This is a genomic window from Methylobacterium sp. ap11, from assembly GCF_900110515.1.
Taxonomy (GTDB): Bacteria; Pseudomonadota; Alphaproteobacteria; order Rhizobiales; family Beijerinckiaceae; genus Methylobacterium; species Methylobacterium ajmalii.
Genome location: NZ_FOEB01000007.1, coordinates 128,203 through 147,868, shown reverse-complemented (window position 1 = coordinate 147,868; position 19,666 = coordinate 128,203). Strand labels below are relative to the sequence as shown.

The 19,666-nt window shown below is 72.1% G+C and carries 18 protein-coding genes; 11 read left to right on the top strand and 7 right to left on the bottom strand.

What is annotated here, in order from left to right; translation table 11 throughout:
* Nucleotides 1-5: 5 nt before the first annotated feature.
* The 7 genes from hisS (at nt 6) to BMX97_RS12595 (ending at nt 5,261) form a co-directional block, all read left to right on the top strand.
* Nucleotides 6-1,541 carry a histidine--tRNA ligase gene (gene hisS, locus BMX97_RS12625; protein WP_091750278.1) on the top strand — a complete coding sequence of 512 codons (1,536 nt, stop codon included), beginning with the start codon at nt 6-8 and terminating at the stop codon, nt 1,539-1,541.
* A 56-nt stretch (nt 1,542-1,597) separates the two neighbouring features.
* Complete coding sequence (locus tag BMX97_RS12620; protein WP_244538399.1) at nt 1,598-1,960, top strand: type II toxin-antitoxin system RelE/ParE family toxin; 363 nt, start codon at nt 1,598-1,600, stop codon at nt 1,958-1,960.
* Between the two features lie 26 nt (nt 1,961-1,986).
* Nucleotides 1,987-2,286, top strand: a complete 300-nt coding sequence (locus BMX97_RS12615; RefSeq protein ID WP_091750665.1) for a helix-turn-helix domain-containing protein — start codon at nt 1,987-1,989, stop codon at nt 2,284-2,286.
* Nucleotides 2,287-2,457: 171 nt separating this feature from the next.
* Entirely contained in the window at nt 2,458-3,606 is a 1,149-nt protein-coding gene (locus tag BMX97_RS12610; RefSeq protein ID WP_091750274.1) for an ATP phosphoribosyltransferase regulatory subunit, read from the top strand.
* Nucleotides 3,606-4,616, top strand: a complete 1,011-nt coding sequence (gene hisG, locus BMX97_RS12605) for an ATP phosphoribosyltransferase (protein WP_177202201.1) — start codon at nt 3,606-3,608, stop codon at nt 4,614-4,616. Before BMX97_RS12610 ends, hisG begins: the two co-directional genes overlap by 1 nt.
* 133 nt (nt 4,617-4,749) lie before the next feature.
* Complete coding sequence (locus BMX97_RS12600) at nt 4,750-4,983, top strand: hypothetical protein (protein WP_091750268.1); 234 nt, start codon at nt 4,750-4,752, stop codon at nt 4,981-4,983.
* Nucleotides 4,980-5,261 (top strand): type II toxin-antitoxin system RelE/ParE family toxin, encoded by a 282-nt coding sequence (locus BMX97_RS12595; protein WP_091750265.1) that lies wholly within the window; start codon nt 4,980-4,982, stop codon nt 5,259-5,261. The genes BMX97_RS12600 and BMX97_RS12595 overlap by 4 nt, the downstream gene beginning before the upstream one ends.
* Nucleotides 5,262-5,291: 30 nt before the next feature.
* On the opposite strand, the gene hemA is transcribed toward BMX97_RS12595, so the two are convergent.
* Entirely contained in the window at nt 5,292-6,575 is a 1,284-nt protein-coding gene (gene hemA, locus BMX97_RS12590; RefSeq protein ID WP_091750262.1) for a 5-aminolevulinate synthase, read from the bottom strand.
* A 241-nt stretch (nt 6,576-6,816) separates the two neighbouring features.
* On the opposite strand from hemA, the gene BMX97_RS32845 reads away from it, so the two are divergent.
* The 3 genes from BMX97_RS32845 to BMX97_RS12580 all read left to right on the top strand — a co-directional run bounded on the left by BMX97_RS32845 (nt 6,817) and on the right by BMX97_RS12580 (nt 9,429).
* Nucleotides 6,817-6,993 carry a hypothetical protein gene (locus BMX97_RS32845; RefSeq protein WP_167543866.1) on the top strand — a complete coding sequence of 59 codons (177 nt, stop codon included), beginning with the start codon at nt 6,817-6,819 and terminating at the stop codon, nt 6,991-6,993.
* 112 nt (nt 6,994-7,105) lie between these two features.
* On the top strand, nt 7,106-8,395 hold the full coding sequence (murA, locus tag BMX97_RS12585; protein ID WP_091750259.1) for a UDP-N-acetylglucosamine 1-carboxyvinyltransferase: 1,290 nt from the start codon (nt 7,106-7,108) through the stop codon (nt 8,393-8,395).
* 194 nt (nt 8,396-8,589) lie between these two features.
* Nucleotides 8,590-9,429, top strand: coding sequence for a class I SAM-dependent methyltransferase (locus tag BMX97_RS12580; protein WP_143074611.1), 840 nt, complete (start codon nt 8,590-8,592; stop codon nt 9,427-9,429).
* 40 nt (nt 9,430-9,469) lie between these two features.
* Here the strand turns inward: BMX97_RS12580 and BMX97_RS12575 are convergent, their stop codons facing one another.
* The 3 genes from BMX97_RS12575 to BMX97_RS12565 all read right to left on the bottom strand — a co-directional run bounded on the left by BMX97_RS12575 (nt 9,470) and on the right by BMX97_RS12565 (nt 14,071).
* Nucleotides 9,470-12,889 carry an acyl-[ACP]--phospholipid O-acyltransferase gene (locus tag BMX97_RS12575; RefSeq protein WP_091750254.1) on the bottom strand — a complete coding sequence of 1,140 codons (3,420 nt, stop codon included), beginning with the start codon at nt 12,887-12,889 and terminating at the stop codon, nt 9,470-9,472.
* A gap of 146 nt (nt 12,890-13,035) precedes the next feature.
* Complete coding sequence (locus BMX97_RS12570; protein WP_060845244.1) at nt 13,036-13,308, bottom strand: YiaA/YiaB family inner membrane protein; 273 nt, start codon at nt 13,306-13,308, stop codon at nt 13,036-13,038.
* Nucleotides 13,309-13,348: 40 nt separating this feature from the next.
* A complete protein-coding gene (locus tag BMX97_RS12565; protein ID WP_091750251.1) occupies nt 13,349-14,071 on the bottom strand; it encodes a PspA/IM30 family protein in 723 nt (240 codons plus the stop codon).
* A gap of 151 nt (nt 14,072-14,222) precedes the next feature.
* On the opposite strand from BMX97_RS12565, the gene BMX97_RS12560 reads away from it, so the two are divergent.
* Entirely contained in the window at nt 14,223-14,846 is a 624-nt protein-coding gene (locus BMX97_RS12560; RefSeq protein ID WP_091750247.1) for a TetR/AcrR family transcriptional regulator, read from the top strand.
* 24 nt (nt 14,847-14,870) lie between these two features.
* Here the strand turns inward: BMX97_RS12560 and BMX97_RS12555 are convergent, their stop codons facing one another.
* From BMX97_RS12555 to BMX97_RS12545, 3 genes are all read right to left on the bottom strand, one after another.
* Entirely contained in the window at nt 14,871-15,557 is a 687-nt protein-coding gene (locus tag BMX97_RS12555) for an SDR family oxidoreductase (RefSeq protein ID WP_091750243.1), read from the bottom strand.
* Between the two features lie 149 nt (nt 15,558-15,706).
* The gene (locus tag BMX97_RS12550; protein ID WP_143074610.1) at nt 15,707-18,742 is read right to left on the bottom strand and encodes a PAS-domain containing protein; all 3,036 of its coding nucleotides are present in this window, start codon (nt 18,740-18,742) and stop codon (nt 15,707-15,709) included.
* A gap of 264 nt (nt 18,743-19,006) precedes the next feature.
* The gene (locus tag BMX97_RS12545; RefSeq protein ID WP_091750237.1) at nt 19,007-19,588 is read right to left on the bottom strand and encodes a MarR family winged helix-turn-helix transcriptional regulator; all 582 of its coding nucleotides are present in this window, start codon (nt 19,586-19,588) and stop codon (nt 19,007-19,009) included.
* Between the last annotated feature and the right edge of the window lie 78 nt (nt 19,589-19,666).

Sequence of the window (19,666 nt, the reverse complement as noted above, 5' to 3'; positions counted from 1 at the left end):
ACCCGATGTCCAAGCCCGCAAAGGCCGAGAAGGCCGCCACCCTCAAGCCCCGCCTGCCGCGCGGCCTCGTCGACCGCGGGCCGGCCGAGATCGCCGCCACGAACCGGATGCTGGACAAGATCCGCGAGAGCTTCGAGCTCTACGGCTTCGAGGCGGTCGAGACCCCGTTCATCGAGTACACCGAGGCGCTGGGCAAGTTCCTGCCCGATCTCGACCGGCCGAACGAGGGCGTCTTCTCGTTCCAGGACGACGACGAGTCCTGGCTGTCGCTGCGCTACGACCTGACGGCGCCGCTCGCCCGCTACGTCGCCGAGCATTTCGACGCGCTCCCCAAGCCCTATCGCAGCTACCGCGCCGGCACCGTCTTCCGCAACGAGAAGCCGGGCCCGGGCCGCTTCCGCCAGTTCATGCAGTTCGATGCCGACATCGTCGGCGCGCCCACCGTCGCGGCGGATGCCGAGATCTGCATGATGGCCGCCGACACGCTGGAGAAGGTCGGCATCGGCCGCGGCGACTACGTGGTCAAGGTCAACAACCGCAAGGTCCTCGACGGCGTGATGGAGGCGATCGGGCTCGGCGGCGCCGACCAGGCCGGCCGGCGCCTCATCGTGCTGCGGGCGATCGACAAGCTCGACCGCCTGGGCGCGGACGGCGTGCGCCTGCTGCTCGGCCCCGGCCGCAAGGACGAGAGCGGCGACTTCACCAAGGGCGCGGGCCTCTCCGACGAGGCGATCGAGCGCATCCTGCGCTACGTCTCGTTCCAGGCCGCCCCCACCGAGGGCGGCGACCGCCTCGCCTTCTGGGAGGACTTCTTCGGCTGCTGGAGCGAGGTCGTCGGCACGTCCGAGACCGGGCGCCAGGGCATCGCCGAACTGCACACGATCATGAAGCTGTGCGAGGCGGCGGGCTACGGCCACGACCGGGTACGGGCCGACGCTTCCGTGGTGCGCGGCCTCGAATACTACACCGGCCCGGTCTTCGAGGCCGAGCTGACCTTCCCGGTCGTCAACGAGGACGGCCAGACCGTGCGCTTCGGCTCGGTGGCGGGCGGTGGGCGCTACGACGGGCTCGTCGGCCGCTTCCGCTCCGAGCCGGTCCCGGCGACCGGGTTCTCGGTCGGCGTCTCGCGCCTGTTCTCCGCCCTCCAGGTCGTGCGCAGCCCGATCGTCTCCGGCCAGGCCGCCCCCGGCCCGGTGGTGGTGCTGGTGCTCGACCGCGAGGAGACCGCCGCCTACCAGGCCCTCGTCTCGAGCCTGCGCCAGGCCGGCATCCGCTCGGAGCTCTATCTCGGCGCCTCCGGCATGAAGGCCCAGATGAAGTACGCCGACCGCCGCGGCGCGCCGTGCGTCGTCATCCAGGGCAGCGACGAGCGGGCCAAGGGGGAGGTCCAGATCAAGGACCTGATCGAGGGCGCGAAGGCCGCCGAGGCGATCGCCAGCAACGCCGAGTGGAAGGCCGCCCGCCCGGCCCAGCTCTCGGTGCCGGTGGACGAGATGGTGGCGCGGGTGCGCGAGGTGCTGGCGCGGCATTACGGGGGGTGAAGCAAGTCCGCCCCCCTGGTCTGCGTCATTGACATAGTCGGCTCGCAGGTTCAGAGATGAGCGTCGGTTCTCCGTTGCACACGGTCGCCGAGACCTCGGCGTTCATCAGAGATGCCGAGGCCGCGCGCATGCCGCGGACGAGCCGACTTGCGCTCAAGGCCATGCTTGCGGCCGATCCGGAGGCGGGTGATCTCATCGTCGGCTCTGGTGGCATCCGCAAGGTCCGACTTGCCGGTCGGGGCAAGGGGAAGAGCGGAGGATATCGCGTGTTGACGGCCTATGTCGGACCCGATGCGCCTGTCTATCTGCTGGCCGTTCTGAGCAAGGGCGACCGGGACACTTTCAGCGACGCCGAGGTGCAGCAGCTTGCCAAGCTGACATCCTCGATCAGGGCGCATTGGAACCGGCGGCAGCACTGATCCGCCGCAGCATCGGGTTTGAGCGCATGGCCAGAGACATCTTCGAGAGGACGCTGTCGGCCTTGCAGGAGGCCGAGGCTCATGCAAGGGGCGAAACTCCGCCCGGCATGATCGTCCATATCCCCGATACGATCGACGTGGCCTCAATCCGCCGTCAGACGGGCAAGGCACAGACGGCCTTTGCGGCCAGCATCGGTGTCCCGGTCGCGACGCTTCGGCAATGGGAGCATCACCGACGGCAGCCGCAGGGACCCGCTCGCGTGCTGCTGGCGCTGATCGAGAAAAATCCGAGGTTGGTGGAGGATATGCTCGGCCAGCCGGATTGAGTTCTTCATTCCGACGATGCGGTCGCCCAAGCGACGCCGGGAACAGCGAAAGGGTCCGAGGCGCAGAGAGCGAACTGCGATCCGAGATCGTCGCCTCCGCACACCCCCACGGTCGCCAAGCCCGCCCGCGGCTGCTACAGGGCCGTCCGAGATTTGCAGGTGTTGTGACCAATGACGGGTAACGGAGCCGCGGCCCCCCGGCCGGCGGCGGCGCACGAGGCGCTCCTGGCGCTGTTCGAGGACCGGGGCTACGCGCGGGTCGAGCCGCCGGTGCTGCAGCCGGTCGAGCCCTTCCTGGAGCTGTCCGGCGAGGACATCCGCCGACGCATCTTCATCACCCAGGACGGCGCCGGGGCGGAACTGTGCCTGCGGCCCGAATACACGATTCCGGTCGGGCGCCACCACCGCGCCGTCGCCGACGGGCAGGCCGCCGATTACAGCTATCTCGGCCCGGTCTTCCGCCTGCGGGCGGCCGAGCCCGACGAGTTCCACCAGGCCGGCATCGAGTCGATCGGCCGGGCCGACGTGCCGGCGGCCGATGCCGAGATCCTGGGTCTCGCCCTCGACGGGCTCGACCGGCTCGGGCGCGGCGAGGGCCAGGTGCGCCTCGGCGACATGGGCCTGATCACCGCGCTCCTCGACGCGCTGAACGTCCAGCCGGCGGCCAAGCGCCGGACGCTGCGGGCGGTGGCGGCCGGCCGCTCCCTCGACGCGGTCGCCGCGCCCGTCGCGGTCGATGCGGCCCATGCCGGCCTCCTCTCCGCCATCCAGGGCCAGGACCCGCAAGGGGTGCGCGCCTTCGTCGAGGACGTGCTCGCCATCGCGGGCATCAGCCGGGTCGGCGGCCGCACCGCCGGCGAGATCGCCGAGCGCTTCCTCGCCAAGGCGGCGGCCCATGCCGAGGGCGGCGCCGGCCTGGGCTCCAAAGCCCGCGAGGTGCTGGACGCCTATCTGGCGCTGACCGGCGATCCCGACGCCGCGGCCTCGGCCGCCCGCGACCTCGCCCGCCGGGCCGGCCTCGACGACCCGCGACTCGAGGCGGCGCTCGCCCTGTTCGAGGAGCGCAACGGCTTCATCGCCGCCCGCGGCCTGCCGCTCGAGCGCTTCGTGTTCACCGGCAGCTTCGCCCGCAACCTCGACTACTACACCGGCTTCATCTTCGAGGTCGCGGACGGGGAGGGGGGCGAGTCCGCCGCAGGCATCAAGCCGCTCGTCGGCGGCGGGCGCTACGACGGCCTGCTCCAGCATCTCGGCAGCCGGGACGCCCTGCCCGCCGTGGGCTGCTCGTTCTGGCTCGAACGCCTCGGGGGTGAGCGCTGATGAGCGACACGATGATGGCAAGGACGATGGCCAATCCCGTCGATGGTCCCCTGGTCCTCGCGGTGCCCTCGAAGGGCCGCCTGCAGGAGAACGCCGCCGCCTTCTTCGGCCGCGCCGGCCTGACGCTCGCCCAGACCAGCGGCGCCCGCGACTATCGCGGCCGCCTGAAAGGCGTGGACGGGGTCGAGGTCCGCTTCCTCTCGGCCTCCGAGATCGCCGGCCAGCTCGCCAGCGGCGCGGCCCATCTCGGCATCACCGGCGAGGACCTGATCCGCGAGACCCTGCCGGACGCCGCCGGCCAGGTCGAGCTCCTGACCCCGCTCGGCTTCGGCCAGGCCACCGTGGTGGTGGCGGTGCCCCAGGCCTGGATCGACGTGCGCTCGATGAGCGACCTCGACGAGGTGGCGAGCGACATGCGGGTGCGCCACGGCAAGCGCCTGCGCATCGCCACCAAGTACGTTAACCTGACCCGCCGCTTCTTCGCCGAGCACGGCGTCGCCGATTACCGCATCGTCGAGAGCCTGGGCGCCACCGAGGGCGCGCCGGCCTCGGGCAGCGCCGAGATCGTCGTCGACATCACGACGACCGGCGCGACGCTGGCCGCCAACGCGCTGAAAATCCTCGACGACGGGGTGATCCTGCGCTCGGAGGCCAACCTCGTCGCCTCGCTCGCCGCCTCCTGGAGCGAGACCCCGCGCCGCGCCGTCCAGGCGGTGCTCGGCCGCATCAGCGCCGAGGAGCGGGCCCGCACCACCCGCGAGGTCCGGGCCGGCATGCCGGCCTCGGGCGAGATCGATCTGGCGGGCCTCGCCGCCCTGCACGAGGCCGAACTGCCCTACGGCGCGCCGGAGGGGCGCGGCGAGATCGTGCTGCGCTGCCCCACCGACGCGGTGTTCGGGCTGGCCGAAGCCCTGGTCCAGGCCGGCGCCCAGGCGGTGAGCGTGCGGCGCATCGACTACGCCTTCGCGGCGGAGAACCCGCTGGTGGAGCGGTTGCTGGGGCGGGTCTAAGCCGAGCTGAGAGCGTCGCTCTCGGCTCTCGCAGCTTCTCATGTCGATGACGCAGCGTCAGATGCGAAGCGATGGGACCTGTACGCCATCCATGCTATGCGGGTGAACGGCACGAAAAAGGGGGCATTCATCGATGACGGAACTGCTTCGGCAAGCCTTCGTGGCGTTGGAAACGATGCCCCCCGAGACACAGGACGATTTGGCACGAGCGCTGCTGGCCTACGCGCAGGATGGCGAGCCTGAAGAAATCGAGCCTGAGCACCTCGAAGCCGTACTCGAGGGAATAGCACAGGCTAGGCGAGGCGAGTTCGCTGAAGGCGATGCCATTGACATCGTGAGTGCCGCCTTCCGCCGTGCTCGGCGATGAAGCTGCGGCTCACGCATCGAGCCGAAGCGGACCTCGCGCGTATCGCCGATTATCTCTACGCTCGCAATCCGAGTGCAGCATTGCGTGTTGAGGCGGATCTGAAAGCCGCACTCAGGCTCATTTCGTCTTATCCGGAGATCGGTAGGCACCAGAGACGCGATGTACGGCGTTTCGCCGTGCCGCGCTGCCCATATCTCATCTTTTACGGCATTGATTCGGCGCTCGACGAGATCAATATCTTTACGATTCGCCACGCCGCCCGCCGGGAGGAGCACTGACGGTTCGCGTCAGTGCTCCAGTAACAGAACCTACTCCGCCGCCTCGACGAACACCGTCCCGGCCCGCGGCAGGTTCAGCGCGTCCCACACCTCCACCAGGGCTTCCGTCAGCGCCGCGATATGCGCCTCGCCGTGGAACGGCGAGGGCGTGATGCGCAGGCGCTCGGTGCCGCGGGGCACGGTGGGGTAGTTGATCGGCTGGATGTAGATGCCGTGGCGCTCCAGCAGCCGGTCGGCCGCCGCCTTGCAGGCCTCCGCGTCGCCGACCATCACCGGAACGATGTGGGTCTCGGTGGCGAGCACCGGCAGGCCGGCATCGAGGAGGGCGGCCTTGGTGCGGGCGGCCTGGCGCTGGTGCGCCTCGCGCTCGGTGCCCGACTGCTTGAGGTGGCGGATCGACGCGATGGCGGCGGCGGCGATCGCCGGGGGGAGCGCCGTCGTGAAGATGAAGCCGGGGGCGTGGCTGCGCACCGCGTCGCAGAGCGCCGCCGAGCCGGTGATGTAGCCGCCGACGCAGCCGAAGCCCTTGGCGAGGGTCCCCTCGATCACGTCGACCCGGTCCATCACCCGGTCGCGCTCGGCGATGCCGGCGCCCCGCGGCCCGTAGAGGCCGACGGCGTGGACCTCGTCGAGATAGGTCATGGCGCCGTAACGCTCGGCGAGGTCGCAGATCCTGCCGATCGGCGCCACGTCGCCGTCCATCGAGTAGACGCTCTCGAAGGCGATCAGCTTCGGCCGGTCGCCGGCGGCGATCAGCAGCTCCTGGAGGTGGGCGAGGTCGTTGTGGCGGAAGATCTGCTTGTCGCAGCCCGACTGGCGCACGCCCTCGATCATCGAGTTGTGGTTGAAGGCGTCCGACAGGATCAGGCAGTGCGGGATCAGCTTGGCGATCGTCGAGATGCCGGCCTGGTTCGAGACGTAGCCGGAGGTGAAGACGAGGCCCGCCTCCTTGCCGTGCAGGTCGGCGAGCTCGCGCTCCAGGTCGACGAGCGGCGAGTTGTTGCCGGCGATGTTGCGGGTGCCGCCGGCGCCGACGCCGCAGCGCTGCGCGGTCTCGGTGAGCGCGCCCACCACCGCCGGGTGCTGCCCCATGCCGAGATAGTCGTTCGAGCACCACACGGTGATCTCGCGGGTCGAGGCGTCGGGACGGCGCCACTGCGCGGCGGGAAAGCGGCCGTTGATGCGCTCGATGTCGGCGAAGACGCGATAGCGGCGCTCGCCGTGCAGGCGCTCGATGGCGCCGCGGAAGAGGGCCTGGTAGTCGGTCGCGCCCTGAACGGGGTCGGGGCGGGTCTCGGGCCGGGTCTCGGGCATCGTGGTCCTTCGCGGTCTGGCCGGACGGCTGTCCGGGGCGGGACCGGGCGAGGCCCCGGGAAGGAGCCCGTCCGCGCGGCGTGGGACCGGGATCGCCGATCCGCCGCTGGTCGCGCCTTGATCTCGCTCAAATGCGACGGCTTTGTCTTTTGAAAAAGTCGAGGGCGAGGCGGGCGTTCTGACGCCTCCCGCACGGGCACGGAAGCTGGAAATTGGTCATGGCGACGAAGGGTCGCGCGCGATGAGCGGGCGGGAAGACGGCAGGTCCGGCGACGGAACCCGGGAGCAGCGCCTGAAGGCGGCGCTCCGGGACAACCTCAAGCGCCGCAAGGCGCAGGCGCGGGGCCGGGAGGCGGCCGAGCCCGGCGAGGCCCCGCCGGACGCACCCGCGGATCGAACCGGCGGGGATGGGCGTTGACGCGCAAGCGTAGCGGTCGCATCGCTGCGGTGCAATAAACGGGTTTCGGAATCGGGGCGCGCTTCAATGGCGCGCCGGACGCGCCGCGAGAGGCGCGAGGGACGTTCTCACCATGGATCGCATTCACATCGTCGGCGGAAAGCCGCTGCACGGCATCATCCCGATCTCGGGCGCCAAGAACGCGGCCCTGCCGCTGATGATCGCCAGCCTGCTCACCGGCGAGACGCTCGAACTCTCGAACGTGCCCCGGCTCGCCGACGTCGCCTCGCTCCTGCGCATCCTCGGCAATCACGGCGTCGACCACATGGTGGTGGGCAAGCGTCCGGGCCAGACCACCGAGGCCGGCCAGACGATCCGGCTCACCGCCTCGAACGTCATCGACACCACGGCGCCCTACGACCTCGTCTCGACCATGCGGGCGAGCTTCTGGGTGATCGCGCCGCTGCTCGCCCGCTTCGGCGAGGCGCGGGTGTCGCTGCCGGGCGGCTGCGCCATCGGCACGCGCCCGGTCGACCTGCTGCTGATGGCGCTGGAGACCCTCGGCGCCACGATCGAGATCGACGGCGGCTACGCGGTGGCGCGCACCAAGAACGGCTTGCGTGGCGGCGAGATCAAGTTCCCGAAGGTCACCGTCGGCGGCACCCACGTCGCCCTGATGGCGGCGGTGCTGGCGCACGGCACCACGGTGATCGAGAACGCCGCCCGCGAGCCGGAGGTGGTGGACCTCGCCGCCTGCCTCTCCCGGATGGGCGCGCGGATCGAGGGCGCCGGCACGCCCCGCATCGAGATCGAGGGCGTGTCGCGCCTCTCGGGCGCCCGGCACGCGGTGCTGCCGGACCGGATCGAGACCGGCACCTACGCGATGGCGGTGGCGATGACCGGCGGCGACGTGACGCTCGAGAACACCCGGGCCGACCTCCTGCACAGCGCGCTCGACATCCTGGCCACCACCGGCACCGAGGTGACGCCGCTCGACCACGGCATCCGCGTGCGCCGCAACGGCCACGGCATCGCGGCGGTGGACATCACCACCGATCCGTTCCCGGGCTTCCCGACCGACCTCCAGGCCCAGTTCATGGCCCTGATGACCCGGGCCAAGGGCCAGTCGCGCATCCGCGAGACGATCTTCGAGAACCGCTTCATGCACGTGCAGGAACTGGCGCGGCTCGGCGCCAAGATCCGGCTCGAGGGCGACGTCGCGGTGGTCGAGGGCGTCGAGCGCCTCAAGGGCGCGCCCGTGATGGCGACCGACCTGCGCGCCTCGGTCTCGCTGGTCATCGCCGGGCTCGCCGCCGAGGGCGAGACCCAGATCAACCGGGTCTACCACCTCGACCGCGGCTTCGAGGCGCTGGAGGCCAAGCTCGTGCGCTGCGGCGCCGAGATCCGCCGCGAGCGGGTGTGAAGTCCACGTCCAGACGATCGGGCGATGGGATCTAACAAAAGGCGCGGCTGAACCGGCCCGACGGATGTTCCCGCCGGGCTCAAGCCTCCGTTAGGCTTGAGGCGCGTCAATCGTTGTCCGGGCGGCCGGGGGCCGGCATCGTGCCGCCACTCTCGGTCGATCGCGGGCGGGAGCGGTTCAACCGGAGCGTTCCCGTGCCCTCTCTCTCAACCAAGCTGATCCCGCCCGGGATGCTGAACGTCATCAAGCGTTCGCCGTCCCTCTACGCCGCCGGGCGCAAGGCCCGCTTCGCGCTCGGCTCGCGCCTCGGCGCCCGGCCGGTCGCCGGCATCGGGCGGGCCCACTACAACGACTTCATGCTGACCTCGACCGCCCCCGACCGGGTGGCGAGCTATACGACGGGCGCACGCCAGTTCGTCGACATCCTGGAGACGGCGCTCGAGGAGGCCGGGCGCGACTGGGACTCGGTCGGCCAGGCGCTGGAAATCGGCTGCGGCTACGGCCGCATCGTGCGCGAGCTGTCGCGGCGGCTGCCCGGCAACCGCATCGCGGTCTGCGACGTGATCGACGAGGGCGCCCGCTTCACGGCATCCGAGTTCGGCGCGACCCAGGTGCCGGTGATGGAGCGCGCCGCGGTCAAGCCGTCCGCAGCCTACGACCTGATCTACCTGCTCTCGGTCTACACCCACCTGCCGCGGGACTTCGTGGTCTCGAACCTGCGCGACGTCGCCCGCGCCCTGAAGCCCGGCGGCGTCGCGGTGTTCACGATCCACGGTCAGGGATCGGCCGAGACGGCGGAGCGCTACGAGCAGTACTGGCTCGACAAGCCGGGGGTGCTCTCGGCGATGGCGCAGGCCGGCTACTACTACGCCCGCTACCCCTACTACACCGACGAGTACGGCCTGACCTGGTTCACCAAGGACGCGGTCGAGCGTCTGGTGGCCGAGGCGGCGCCGGAGCTGGAGCCCGTCTCGTACCGGCCGATGCAGCTCGACGCGCATCAGGACGTCTACGTCTACCGCAAGCGCGGCTGAACGGGAGCCGGGGCGGATCGGATCCGCCCCGGCCCGGTCCTCAGGCCGCCGCCTCCGCGGGCTTGGTCCGCTCGGCGGCGAGCCGGGTGACGGCGGCGAAGTCGACCTTGCCGGAGCCGAGCTGGGGCAGCGCGTCCACCGCCACGATCTCGGCCGGCACGGCGAGCTCGCTGAGGCCGCTGGCCCGGGCGCGCGCCTGGAAGGCGGCGCGGGTCGCATCCTTCTTCTCGGTCACCAGCACCAGCCGCTCGCCCTTGCGGGCATCGGGCAGGGCCGCCACCGCGCTGGCGGCGTCGGGATAGAGCTCGGCGGCGACCGCCTCGACCGCGGCGAGCGAGATCATCTCGCCCCCGACCTTGGCGAAGCGCTTGGCCCGGCCGCGGATGGTGACGAAGCCGTCCGCGTCGATCGTCACGATGTCGCCGGTGTCGTGCCAGCCCTCGGCCGGGGCCTCCAGCACGCCGGGGCGCTCGGCCCTGAGATACCCCAGCATCACGTTGGGCCCGCGCACGAACAGGCGCCCGCCCTCGGCGACGCCGGGGACCGGCTCGAGGCGCGCCTCCATGCCGGGCATGATCCGCCCGACGGTGCCGAAGCGGTTGAACATCGGGGTGTTCAGCGCCAGCACCGGCGCCGTCTCGGTGACGCCGTAGCCCTCCAGGATCCGCAGGCCGAACTTCTCGGCGTAGGCCTTGCGGGTCGCCGGCTTCACCGGCTCGGCCCCGGCCAGGATGTAGCGCAGCGAGCGGAAGTCGTAGGCGTGGGCGACCCGGGCGTAGCCGGCCAGGAACGTGTCGGTGCCGAACAGGATCGTCGCGTTCGAGCCGTAGACCAGCTCGGGCACGATCCGGTAGTGCAGCGGCGAGGGGTAGAGGTAGACCGGCACGCCGGAGACCAGCGGCAGCACCAGCCCGACGGTGAGCCCGAACGAGTGGAACACCGGCAGGACGTTGAACACCTTGTCGGTGCGGCCGAAATCGATCCGCGCCTGGGCCTGGGCGGCGTTGGCCAGCATGTTGCGGTGGGAGAGCACCACGCCCTTCGGCGTGCCCTCGCTGCCCGACGTGAACAGGATCGCCGCCGGGTCCTCGGGCTTGCGGGGGTGGAGCGCCTGGCGCCAACCGATCAGCCCGCGCAGCTTGTCGAGCCGGCCGACCCGGCCGCGCACGTCCTCCAGGTAGATGATCTTCAGGCTCTGGCTCAGCGTCTCCAGGAGCGCGTCGAGGCGGCCCTTCTGCACGAAGGCCCGGGAGGTGACGATCGTGTCGACCTCCGCGGCCTTGCAGGCGCTCAAGATATTCGCCGGGCCGGCCGTGAAGTTGATCATCGCCGGCACGCGGCCGGCCGACATCACGCCGAGCACGGTGACGGCCGCCGCGTTGGCGTTCGGCAGCATCACGCCGATGGCACGGCCCTGCGGCGCGAGCGGCCCGAGCTTGGCGCCCAGCACCCGGGCGCCCATCAGCAGGCGCCGGTAGGTGAGCGTGCCGGAGACCGGATCCTCGAGCGCGACCCGGGCTCCGCCCTCGCGCTCGGCCGCCTCGACCACCGCGTCGAACACGGTGCGGTCGATCGGCGCGGTGCGGAAGATCAGGTCCGACATCACCCCGTAGAGCGCCGCGCCGGCGGCCTGGCGGCGGGCCTTGCCCTTGAGGCCTGCATCGACCTCGAGCCGCACCGGCTCCAGCACCGTCACGATGAACTTGGGCCACCAGCGCCGGCGGACCTGGGCCCGCGACAGGCGCGAGAACGCCGTCCGCTCCGGCCCCTCGATCTTCACCGGGACCACCGGCACGCCGGACTTGTCGGCGATGAGGCCGGCGCCGTCATAGACCTTCATCAGGCTGCCGGTGACGGTGAGGCGGCCCTCGGGGAAGATGATCAGGGTCTCGCCGCCCTTGACGGCGTTGATGAGGGTCCGCGTCGCCATCGGCTTCGTCGGGTCGAGCGGCAGCGCCCGGGTCAGCCACAGGAACGGCTTCACCCACCATTTCTGCGCGATGGTGTGGTCGATGGCGAAGGTCGGCTCGCGCTCGGTCAGCGACAGGGCGAGGCCCGCATCCAGGAAGCTGACGTGGTTGAGGGCGATGATGGCGTTCGGCCCGGCCTTCTCGATGTTCTCCAGGCCCCGCACCTCGAGCCGGTAGAAGGCCCGGAAGACGATCGACAGGAAGTCGCGGAACCCGCTCGTCGGCAGGACCGCCATGACGGCGACGCCGGCCACGAGGTTGGCGATGCCCACGATCAGGAACTGCCCGGCCGAGGACAGGCCGGCCTTCTGCAGCACCGCGAGGCTGACGGCGCCGAGCACGATGAAGGCGGCGGCCAGCACGTTCGAGGCCGCGATGACCCGGGCCCGGCGCTCCTTCGGCGTCCAGGCCTGGAGCGCGGCGAAGGAGGGCACGATGAACAGGCCGGCGGCGGCGGCGAGCACCACGAAATCGACCGCGATGCGGGCGCCGCGCCACGACCCCAGGAACTCGAGGGCGCCGACCGGGGAGGGCGGCGGGACGCTCGCCGACGCCACGAGCGCGAGGTCGAGGGAGACGAGGCCCATGATCAGCGCCGCGATCGGCGTCGGCAGCATCACGATCCGGCCGGCGCAGAGCCAGGAGGCGAGGCCGGAGCCGAGCGCCACGCCGACCGAGAACAGGGCGAGGAGCGCCGTCACCACGGTCTCGTCGCCGCCGAAGGTGCGCTTCACCAGGGCCGGCAGCAGGGCCAGCACCACGGCGCCGACGAGCCAGAACCAGCTGGTGATGAGCCCGGTGCGCCACAGCCGCGTGTCCTCGTAGAGGTCGCGCATCAGGGAGCCGGTCGAGCGCAGCACGTTGCGGTCGACCTCGAGGGTGGGCGCCGCCTCGCCGGTCGTCGGGATGGCGAGGCTGGCAAGCCAGCACAGGCCGGCAAAGCCCATCACCAGGAGGCCGAAGGCGTGCGCCCCGCCATGGGTGACGGCGAGCCCGCCCGCGATGGTGCCGGTGAGGATGGCGAGGAACGTCGCGGCCTCGATGAGCGCGTTGCCGGCCGGCAGTTCGGCGCGCGCCAGGTGGTCGGGCAGGATGCCGTACTTGATCGGCCCGAACAGGGCCGCGACGATCCCGAACAGGACGAGGGCCACGAACAGGATCGGCACCGAGGAAAGCCAGAACCCGAGCACCGCGACGGCGGCCGCCAGGATCTCCGCCGCCTTGAGGCGCCGCGCGATGAACGCCTTGTCGTAGCGGTCGGCGAGCTGGCCGCCGAGGCCTGACAGGAAGAAGAACGGCGCGATGAAGGCCGCGCCGGCCAGCGTCACCAGGGCCGCCGAGCCGCCATCCGCGCCGCCGCCGACCCCGCCCGCCCCGAACATGATCAGGAACACCAGGGCGTTCTTGAGGAAGTTGTCGTTGAAGGCGGAGAAGAACTGGCACCAGAACAGGGGCGCGAAGCGCCGGCTGGCCATCAGCGATCCTGACATCGGGGCGTTCCTCGCTGGGTGTTGCGTCGTGCGTGGAGGCCGGGTCCCGGCCGCCGCGGACAGAGTGCTTAGCCGGTAAACCCTAATCGGCTTTGTTGCCGCGGTCTGCGGCGATCCGATGTCGGGCCGCCGCGGACGGGAACCGGCTATTCCTTGCCCATCTCCATCAGCAGGCGCTCGGCCCGGGCATCCTCGATGCGGTTGACGAGGCGCTTGCCCTCGTGGACGTCGCGCACGGTCTTGACCATCGTGATGCAGGACTGGACCAGCATCGTCACGCCCATGGCAAGGTAGGCCTTGGTCCAGAGATCGAGGGGCAGGAACAGGATGCCGCCCGCCACCATGGTGGCGGCGCCGATGAACGAGGCGTAGGTGAACGCCACCCAGGCGGAGGTGTGCTGCGTGGTCTGCTGGGTCATGACGGTGTCTCCTCGGAAACGGGATGCGGGTTCGGTGCGGTCAGGCGGCGCCGGCTTCGGTCCGGCCCTTGGCCTGCTCCTCGGCCTGCGCCTTGGCGCGCAGGCGCTCCATCACGCTGCCGGCGCTCGGCCGGGGGCGCGGGCTGAAGCCCGCTTCCTCCAGGCGCTCGCACAGGGATTCGGGCGCCGCCGCGTCGATGATCGCCATCGCCTCGTCGGAGGCGGCGTCGGCAGCCTGGGCCTCGCGCAGGCGCCGCAGGGTGGCCTGCGCCTCCGCGAGCGCCGCCGGGCTCCCCGTTCCCTGCCCGCGCCGGGCCCGCAGGCGGCGCACCGCCTCCGTCGCCCGGGCGATGCGCTGGCCGCGCTCCAGCTCGGCGAACTGGTGGGTGCCCTTGCGCACCGCGCGGCGCAGGGCGGCGACCTCCGCCGCATAGGCCGCCCGGGTCGTCTCGAGGGTGAGCGCCTCCTGCTCCATCTCGGCCAGGGCCTCGGCGGCCTCCCGCGCCAGGTCCTCGCGCCCGCCGGCGAGCGCCGCGACGGCGCTGGCCTCCAGATCGACCATCCTGGCGTGGAGCGCCGTCTGCCGCTTGGCGTCGACGGCCTCCTGGGCGATGGCCCGCCCGAGCGCCCGGCGGCTGTCGTCGAGGGCGGCGGCCGCGTCGCGCAGCTGCTGCTCCAGGATCAGGAAGGCGTGCTGGTCGTGGAGATCCTCGGCGGCGCGGGCGGCGGCGCCCCGGACGAGGGTGGAGAGGAGGTTGAGCATCGTCGGCTCCGGTTCCGTGAACGTTGTTCACGAAGGCACCTTTCCACAGCCGTGAACGTTGTTCAAGCGCAAATTTGAACATCGTTCACGTATGTGCGGAGACGCACGGGGTACGAAGATGCGACAACGCACGGCGAGAGGTGGGACCGGCATGCGCAACGAGGAGAGACGGGACCGGCTGCGGATAGCGCTGATCGACGCCGCGGAGGCGACCATCGCGGCCGACGGCCTGGCGGCACTCAAGGCACGGGACCTCGCCAAGGAGGTCGGCTGCGCGCTCGGGGCGATCTACACCGCGTTTCCCGACCTCGACGCCCTGATCCTCACGGTGAACCTGCGCACCCTCGCCCTGTTCGAGCGGGCGATCACCGAGGTGACGATCGCCCCGCCGCCGACGGGCGCGGCGAGCCCGGCCGAGCGGGCGGCGGCGGCCGACACCCTGGTACGGCTGGCGGTGGCCTACCTGCACTTCGCCGCCGAGAACCCGGCCCGGTGGCGCGCGCTGTTCCAGCACCGGATCACGCAAGCCCTGCCCGACTGGTACCTCGTCGAGCAGGTGCGCCTGTTTCGCTACATCGAGACCCCGCTGCAGGTCCTGCGGCCCGGCCTCGGCGACCGCGAGCGGGCGCTCCTCGCCCGCTCGCTGTTCTCCGCCACCCACGGCCTCGTCAGCCTCGGCCTCGACGAGAAGCTGATGGTGCTGAGCGAGCCGGTCCTGCGCGGGCAGATCGAGATCGTGGTGGGAGCGCTGGGGCGGGGGCTGGCGGGGGAGTGAGGGCAGGCGCTTCGATGCGCACGATTACCAGGAAAGCGTCTCCCCCCGATAATCTAGGTACGCGCAGCCCCGCTGCCCGAGTTGCCCCTCGACCACCGCCGCCATCCCGTCCGCGCTCGTCGCCACGTCGATGTCGGCGTCGGGACCGCCCATGTCAGTGCGGACCCAGCCCGGATGCATCAGCACCGTGCCGAAGGGCGCGTCGCGGTGGCGGGCGGAGAAGCTGCGGGCGAGCGTGTTGAGGGCGGCCTTGCTCGCCCGGTAGCTCTCCCAGGTGCCGCCCTCGTTGAGCGACACGCTGCCGAGGATCGAGCTCATCAGCACCATCAGGCCGCCGGGGGCGACCCGGCCGGCGAAGGCCTCGGCGAAGCGGATCGGGCTCACCGCGTTGGTCTCGTAGACCTTGAGCGCCGTCGCCCGGTCGCCCTCGGGCAGCGGGACGTGGGCGCCGTCGGCGATGCCCGCGACCACGAACACCACGTCGAAGCTCTCGGGTCCGAGCTCGTCGCGCAGCCGCGCCACGGCCGCGTCGTCGTCGATGTCGACCCGCCGGATCGCCGGGGCGACGGGGGTGAGGGCGGCGAGCGCCGGCGCCTCGCCCCGGGCGGTCGCGGTCACTGCCCAGCCGCGGGCGAGGAAGGCCCGGGTCAGTCCCAGCCCCAGGCCCCGGGACGCCCCGACGATCAATGCGCTGCGGTCCAGCTTGGCCATGGTGGTCTCCTGCGAGTGGTCCTGTCGATCCCGCGGGAGAAGTAGCGTCCCAAGCGCCGCGGCAAGCGGTCGAGTGCCGCGGCAAGCGGTCGAGTGCCGCGGCAAGCGGTCGAGCGCCGCGGCAAGCGGTCGAGCGCCGCGGCAAGCGGTCAGGCCGCCGCCGCCCGCCCCGCGCTCCAGCGCTCCACCGTCGCCAGCAATTCGTCGGGCCGGAACGGCTTGCCGACGTGGTCGTCCATCCCGGCGGCGCGGAACTGCGCGACCTGCTGGGGCAGCACGTTGGCGGTGAGCGCGACGATCGGCAGGCGGCCGAGCGGCGAGCCGAGTTCGCGGATGTGGCGCGTCGCCGTCACGCCGTCCATGCCGGGCATCTGCACGTCCATCAGCACCACGTCGTGGGCGCCGGCCTGTACCGCCAGAACCGCCTCGGCCCCGTCCGCCACCACGGTGACCCGGTGGCCGCGGCGCTCCAGGATCGCCCGGGCGATGTCCTGGTTGATCGGGCTGTCCTCGACCAGCAGCACCCGGGCCGGCCGCTCCAGCGGCGCCGCCGCTCGACGCTCCCGGCCGGCGGCCTCCTCGGCGGCCTCCGCCAGCGGCACGGCGAACCAGAAGGTCGAGCCCTCGCCGGGCCGGCTCTCGACCCCGATCTCGCCGCCCATGGTCTCGATCAGCCGCCGGCTGATCGCCAGCCCGAGGCCGGTGCCGCCGAAGCGGCGCTGGATCGACCCGTCGACCTGGGAGAAGCGCTGGAACAACCGGCCGAGGCGATCGGACGGGATGCCGATCCCGGTATCGTGGATGGCGGCCTTCAGCGCGTGGCGGCCCCCGCCGAGCGGAACGCTGGCGAGGTGCAGGGTCACGCTGCCCGCGGGCGTGAACTTGATCGCGTTGTTGAGCAGGTTGAGCAGGACTTGGCGCAGCCGGTCGCGGTCGCCGACGAGGCGCGGAACGAGGCCGGGCTCGATCCGCACCGCCAGGGCCAGGCGCTTGGTCTCGGCCGCGCCGCCGACGATCGCGACCGCGTTGTCGGCGAGGCAGGCCGGGGCGAAGGGCTGCGGGTCGAGGTCGATCTGCCCGGCCTCGATCTTCGAGAAGTCGAGGACGTCGTTGACGACCGTCAGCAGGGCCTGGCCGGCATCCTGGATCCGCTCGGCGCTGCGGGCCTGGGCCGGCGACAGGCCGCCGGCGCGCATCAGCAGGTCGGCGTAGCCGATCACGCCGTTGAGCGGCGTGCGGATCTCGTGGGACATCGTCGCCAGGAACTCGGTCTTGGCCGCGCTCGCGGCCTCGGCCTGGAGCCGCGCCGCCTCGGCCACCCGGTTGGCCTCCAGCACCGCGAGTTCGCGCCGCTTGCGCTCGGTCACGTCCGAGAAGGTGCGGATCGCCCCGCCCTCGGACAGGCGCACGGTCCGCACCTCGATCACGGTGCCGTTCGGCCGCGTGCGCTCGTAGACCGGGGGAGCGCCCAGCAGGTCGCCGGTGAGGGTGAGCCAGGGCTCGCGCCCGGCCTGCGCGTCGCCGAACTCGCCGGCGGCGTCCTGGTGGGCGACGACGTCGGCCAGGGCCGGTCGGCAATGGCGGTACTCGGGCGGCAGGCCGAGGAGGTCGATCGCCCGCTCGTTGCAGAGCTGGACGATGCCCGCGGCGTCGATCAGCAGCACCCCCTGGTCCATGTTGGCGAGGGTCGCGTCGAGCAGCGCCTTCTTGTGACGCAACGCCGCCTCGGCCGCCCGCCGGGCCGTGATGTCGGTGATGGTGCGCAGCACCCCGCCCTCGGCGGTGGGCGCGTTGTGGACCTCCAGGATCGTGCCGTTCGGCCGCGTGCGCTCGTAGCGCTCGCCCAGCACCGCGAGGTCGCCCATCGCGATCGCCTCCCCGAACGCAAGATCGGTGCCGGCATATTCTCCTGCCGTCTCGAGCACCCGCCGCAAAGCCGCCCGCGAGGGCCGCGTCGCCAGGAAGGCGGGGTCGAGGTCGAGGAGCTCGGCGAGGCGCCGGTTCGTCACCGCGACGGTCCCTTGCGCGTCGACCATGATCAGGCCCTGGTCCATCGCGTCGAGGGTGGTGGTGAGCACCGCCTCCTTCTCGACGAGCTCGCGGGTGCGCTCGGCGATGCGGTCCTCGAGGTCGGCGTTGCTCTTGCGCAGGGCGTCGGCCTGGCGGTGCAGGGTGGCGGAAGTCTCGGCCAGCACCGCCCCGACCTCGTTGACCTCGCGCACCGGCGTCACCGGCGTGCGCAGCGGGATGCCCCGGCTGAGGTCGTCCGCCGCCTCGGCGAGGAGCGCCTTGGCCAGCAGGATGCGGCGCCCGGCATGGAGCGAGGCGAGGAGGGCGATCAGCCCGAGCCCGAGCACCACCGGCGCCAGCACCATGACGGAGGTGGCGAGCGGCGCCTGCAGCGCCGACTGGGAGACGCCGATCGTCACCACCCAGCCCGACGGTACCGAGCGGTGATGGGTGCCGAAGACCGCGATGCCGCTCAGGTTGCGGCCCCGCCACTGCCCGGTCGTCCCCGCGACCGTGCCGAAGCCCGGCAGCGGCTTGCCGGCCGCCGCGTCGGTGTCGACCGAGCGGCCGATGATGATCCCGGCCCGGTCGGCGACCGAGCCGGAATAGGGCGCCGCCACGCCCGCCGCCCGCAGGATCTCGCCGAACAGCGAGGCCGGCAGCGTCGCGGTGAGGAGGTGGGTCACCGTGTCCCCGCGCCGCACCGGCACCGTGACGGCGACGACCGGCCGGCCCGATCCGGCCTCGGCGAACAGGCCCGAGATCGCCGGCGCGCCGGTTTCCTGCATGATCGGGTCGTCGACGAGGGCGCCGCCCGGCAGGGCCGCGCCCCGGGGCAGCCGGGTGTTCACCCGCTCGCGGCCGTCGGGATCGCGCAGCACGATCTCGATGCCCGGCAGGCGCACCAGCTCCCGCGCCTGGCGGTCGAACCGGGCGTCGTCGCCCGCCTCCAGGGCCGGCGAGGTGGCGAGCGCCCGCAGCATCGCGACCTGGCCGCCGAGGAAGCCGTCGATCTGCTCGACCGCGTGCGCGTTGAGCGTCGCGGTGCGCTCCTCCATCCGGGCCTGCTCGGCCTGGACCCAGCGCTGGGCGATCAGCCCGATGATGATGAGCGCCGGCACGAGCAGGGCCACCGCCAGCGCCGTGACGTGGGCCCAGAGGGGGCGGGCGCGCACGCGCCGCGGATTCGCCGCGGCCTCGGCCGTACCCTCGCCTGTGTGGTCGTGATCGGACACGCGTTCCCGGCCCGGCGACCTCGCGCCCACCGCGAGCAGTCCGCCTCCGGTAGAAGACTGACAAACCGGCGTGTTGGCAAGGTGATCACCCGCCGCGGCGCCGGTTCATCCAACATAGGCCGTTGCTCGCCCCGGGATAGTCCGTTCGGCGGAGCGGGCGCGGGGCAGGCCGTTCTCAGTCCCCCCGCCCTCAGTTCCCCGCTCTCAATCCATGTCGCGGCTGGAATCCCCGGCATCGAGCCCGTCGAGGTCGTCCTCGGCCTCGCCGTCGGAATCGTGCGCGTCGAGGCCGGCGGCCTCGGCGAGGTTGCGGGCGGCGCGGCGCAGGAGCTTGCGCAGGCGCCGGCGCTCCTTGCCGTCGAAGCCGTCGAGCATCTCGGCCTCGACGTCGTCCCAGATGCCTTCGATCGCCGCCGCCTTGGCCATGCCGGCCTCGGTCAGGCGGACCCGCACGACCCGGCCGTCCCCGGCCTCGGTGCGACGCTCGACCACCCCCATGGCGGCGAGCCGCGTGATGGTCTTCGAGGCGGTGGGCGGGCGCACCCGCAGGGTGGCGGCGAGGTCGCCCATGGTCATGGTGCCGGCGGCGGCGAGGGCCTGGACCACCTGCTCCTGGCCGGCGAAGAGGTCGAGATCGGCCAGACGGTCGCCGATGCGGCCGCGGTGCAGGCGCGCCGCCTGCATCAGGGCCCAGCCGACGCTCTTGGCGCCGGGGGGCCGGAGGCGCTTGGCCGCCCGGCGCGGGGTGTCCCCGGCTACGGCCACTGCCTGCTCGCCCGCTGCCATGGGTTCAGCCCCTTTTTCGAGACGGATCCTGCCGCGCCTGCACCATCGGCGCAAGGACGGAGGGCCGGGGCGCCGCGG

Excerpts from the sequence above, each read along its gene's own strand:
- BMX97_RS12575 (WP_091750254.1), bottom strand. The coding sequence starts at position 12,889 with ATGTCAGGATCGCTGATGGCCAGCCGGCGCTTCGCGCCCCTGTTCTGG.
- BMX97_RS12560 (WP_091750247.1), top strand. The coding sequence starts at position 14,223 with ATGCGCAACGAGGAGAGACGGGACCGGCTGCGGATAGCGCTGATCGAC.
- BMX97_RS12615 (WP_091750665.1), top strand. The coding sequence starts at position 1,987 with ATGGCCAGAGACATCTTCGAGAGGACGCTGTCGGCCTTGCAGGAGGCC.
- hisG (WP_177202201.1), top strand. The coding sequence starts at position 3,606 with ATGAGCGACACGATGATGGCAAGGACGATGGCCAATCCCGTCGATGGT.
- BMX97_RS12610 (WP_091750274.1), top strand. The coding sequence starts at position 2,458 with ATGACGGGTAACGGAGCCGCGGCCCCCCGGCCGGCGGCGGCGCACGAG.
- BMX97_RS12620 (WP_244538399.1), top strand. The coding sequence starts at position 1,598 with ATGAGCGTCGGTTCTCCGTTGCACACGGTCGCCGAGACCTCGGCGTTC.
- BMX97_RS12545 (WP_091750237.1), bottom strand. The coding sequence starts at position 19,588 with ATGGCAGCGGGCGAGCAGGCAGTGGCCGTAGCCGGGGACACCCCGCGC.
- murA (WP_091750259.1), top strand. The coding sequence starts at position 7,106 with ATGGATCGCATTCACATCGTCGGCGGAAAGCCGCTGCACGGCATCATC.
- BMX97_RS12555 (WP_091750243.1), bottom strand. The coding sequence starts at position 15,557 with ATGGCCAAGCTGGACCGCAGCGCATTGATCGTCGGGGCGTCCCGGGGC.
- BMX97_RS12600 (WP_091750268.1), top strand. The coding sequence starts at position 4,750 with ATGACGGAACTGCTTCGGCAAGCCTTCGTGGCGTTGGAAACGATGCCC.
- hemA (WP_091750262.1), bottom strand. The coding sequence starts at position 6,575 with ATGCCCGAGACCCGGCCCGAGACCCGCCCCGACCCCGTTCAGGGCGCG.
- BMX97_RS12570 (WP_060845244.1), bottom strand. The coding sequence starts at position 13,308 with ATGACCCAGCAGACCACGCAGCACACCTCCGCCTGGGTGGCGTTCACC.
- BMX97_RS32845 (WP_167543866.1), top strand. The coding sequence starts at position 6,817 with ATGAGCGGGCGGGAAGACGGCAGGTCCGGCGACGGAACCCGGGAGCAG.
- hisS (WP_091750278.1), top strand. The coding sequence starts at position 6 with ATGTCCAAGCCCGCAAAGGCCGAGAAGGCCGCCACCCTCAAGCCCCGC.
- BMX97_RS12595 (WP_091750265.1), top strand. The coding sequence starts at position 4,980 with ATGAAGCTGCGGCTCACGCATCGAGCCGAAGCGGACCTCGCGCGTATC.
- BMX97_RS12565 (WP_091750251.1), bottom strand. The coding sequence starts at position 14,071 with ATGCTCAACCTCCTCTCCACCCTCGTCCGGGGCGCCGCCGCCCGCGCC.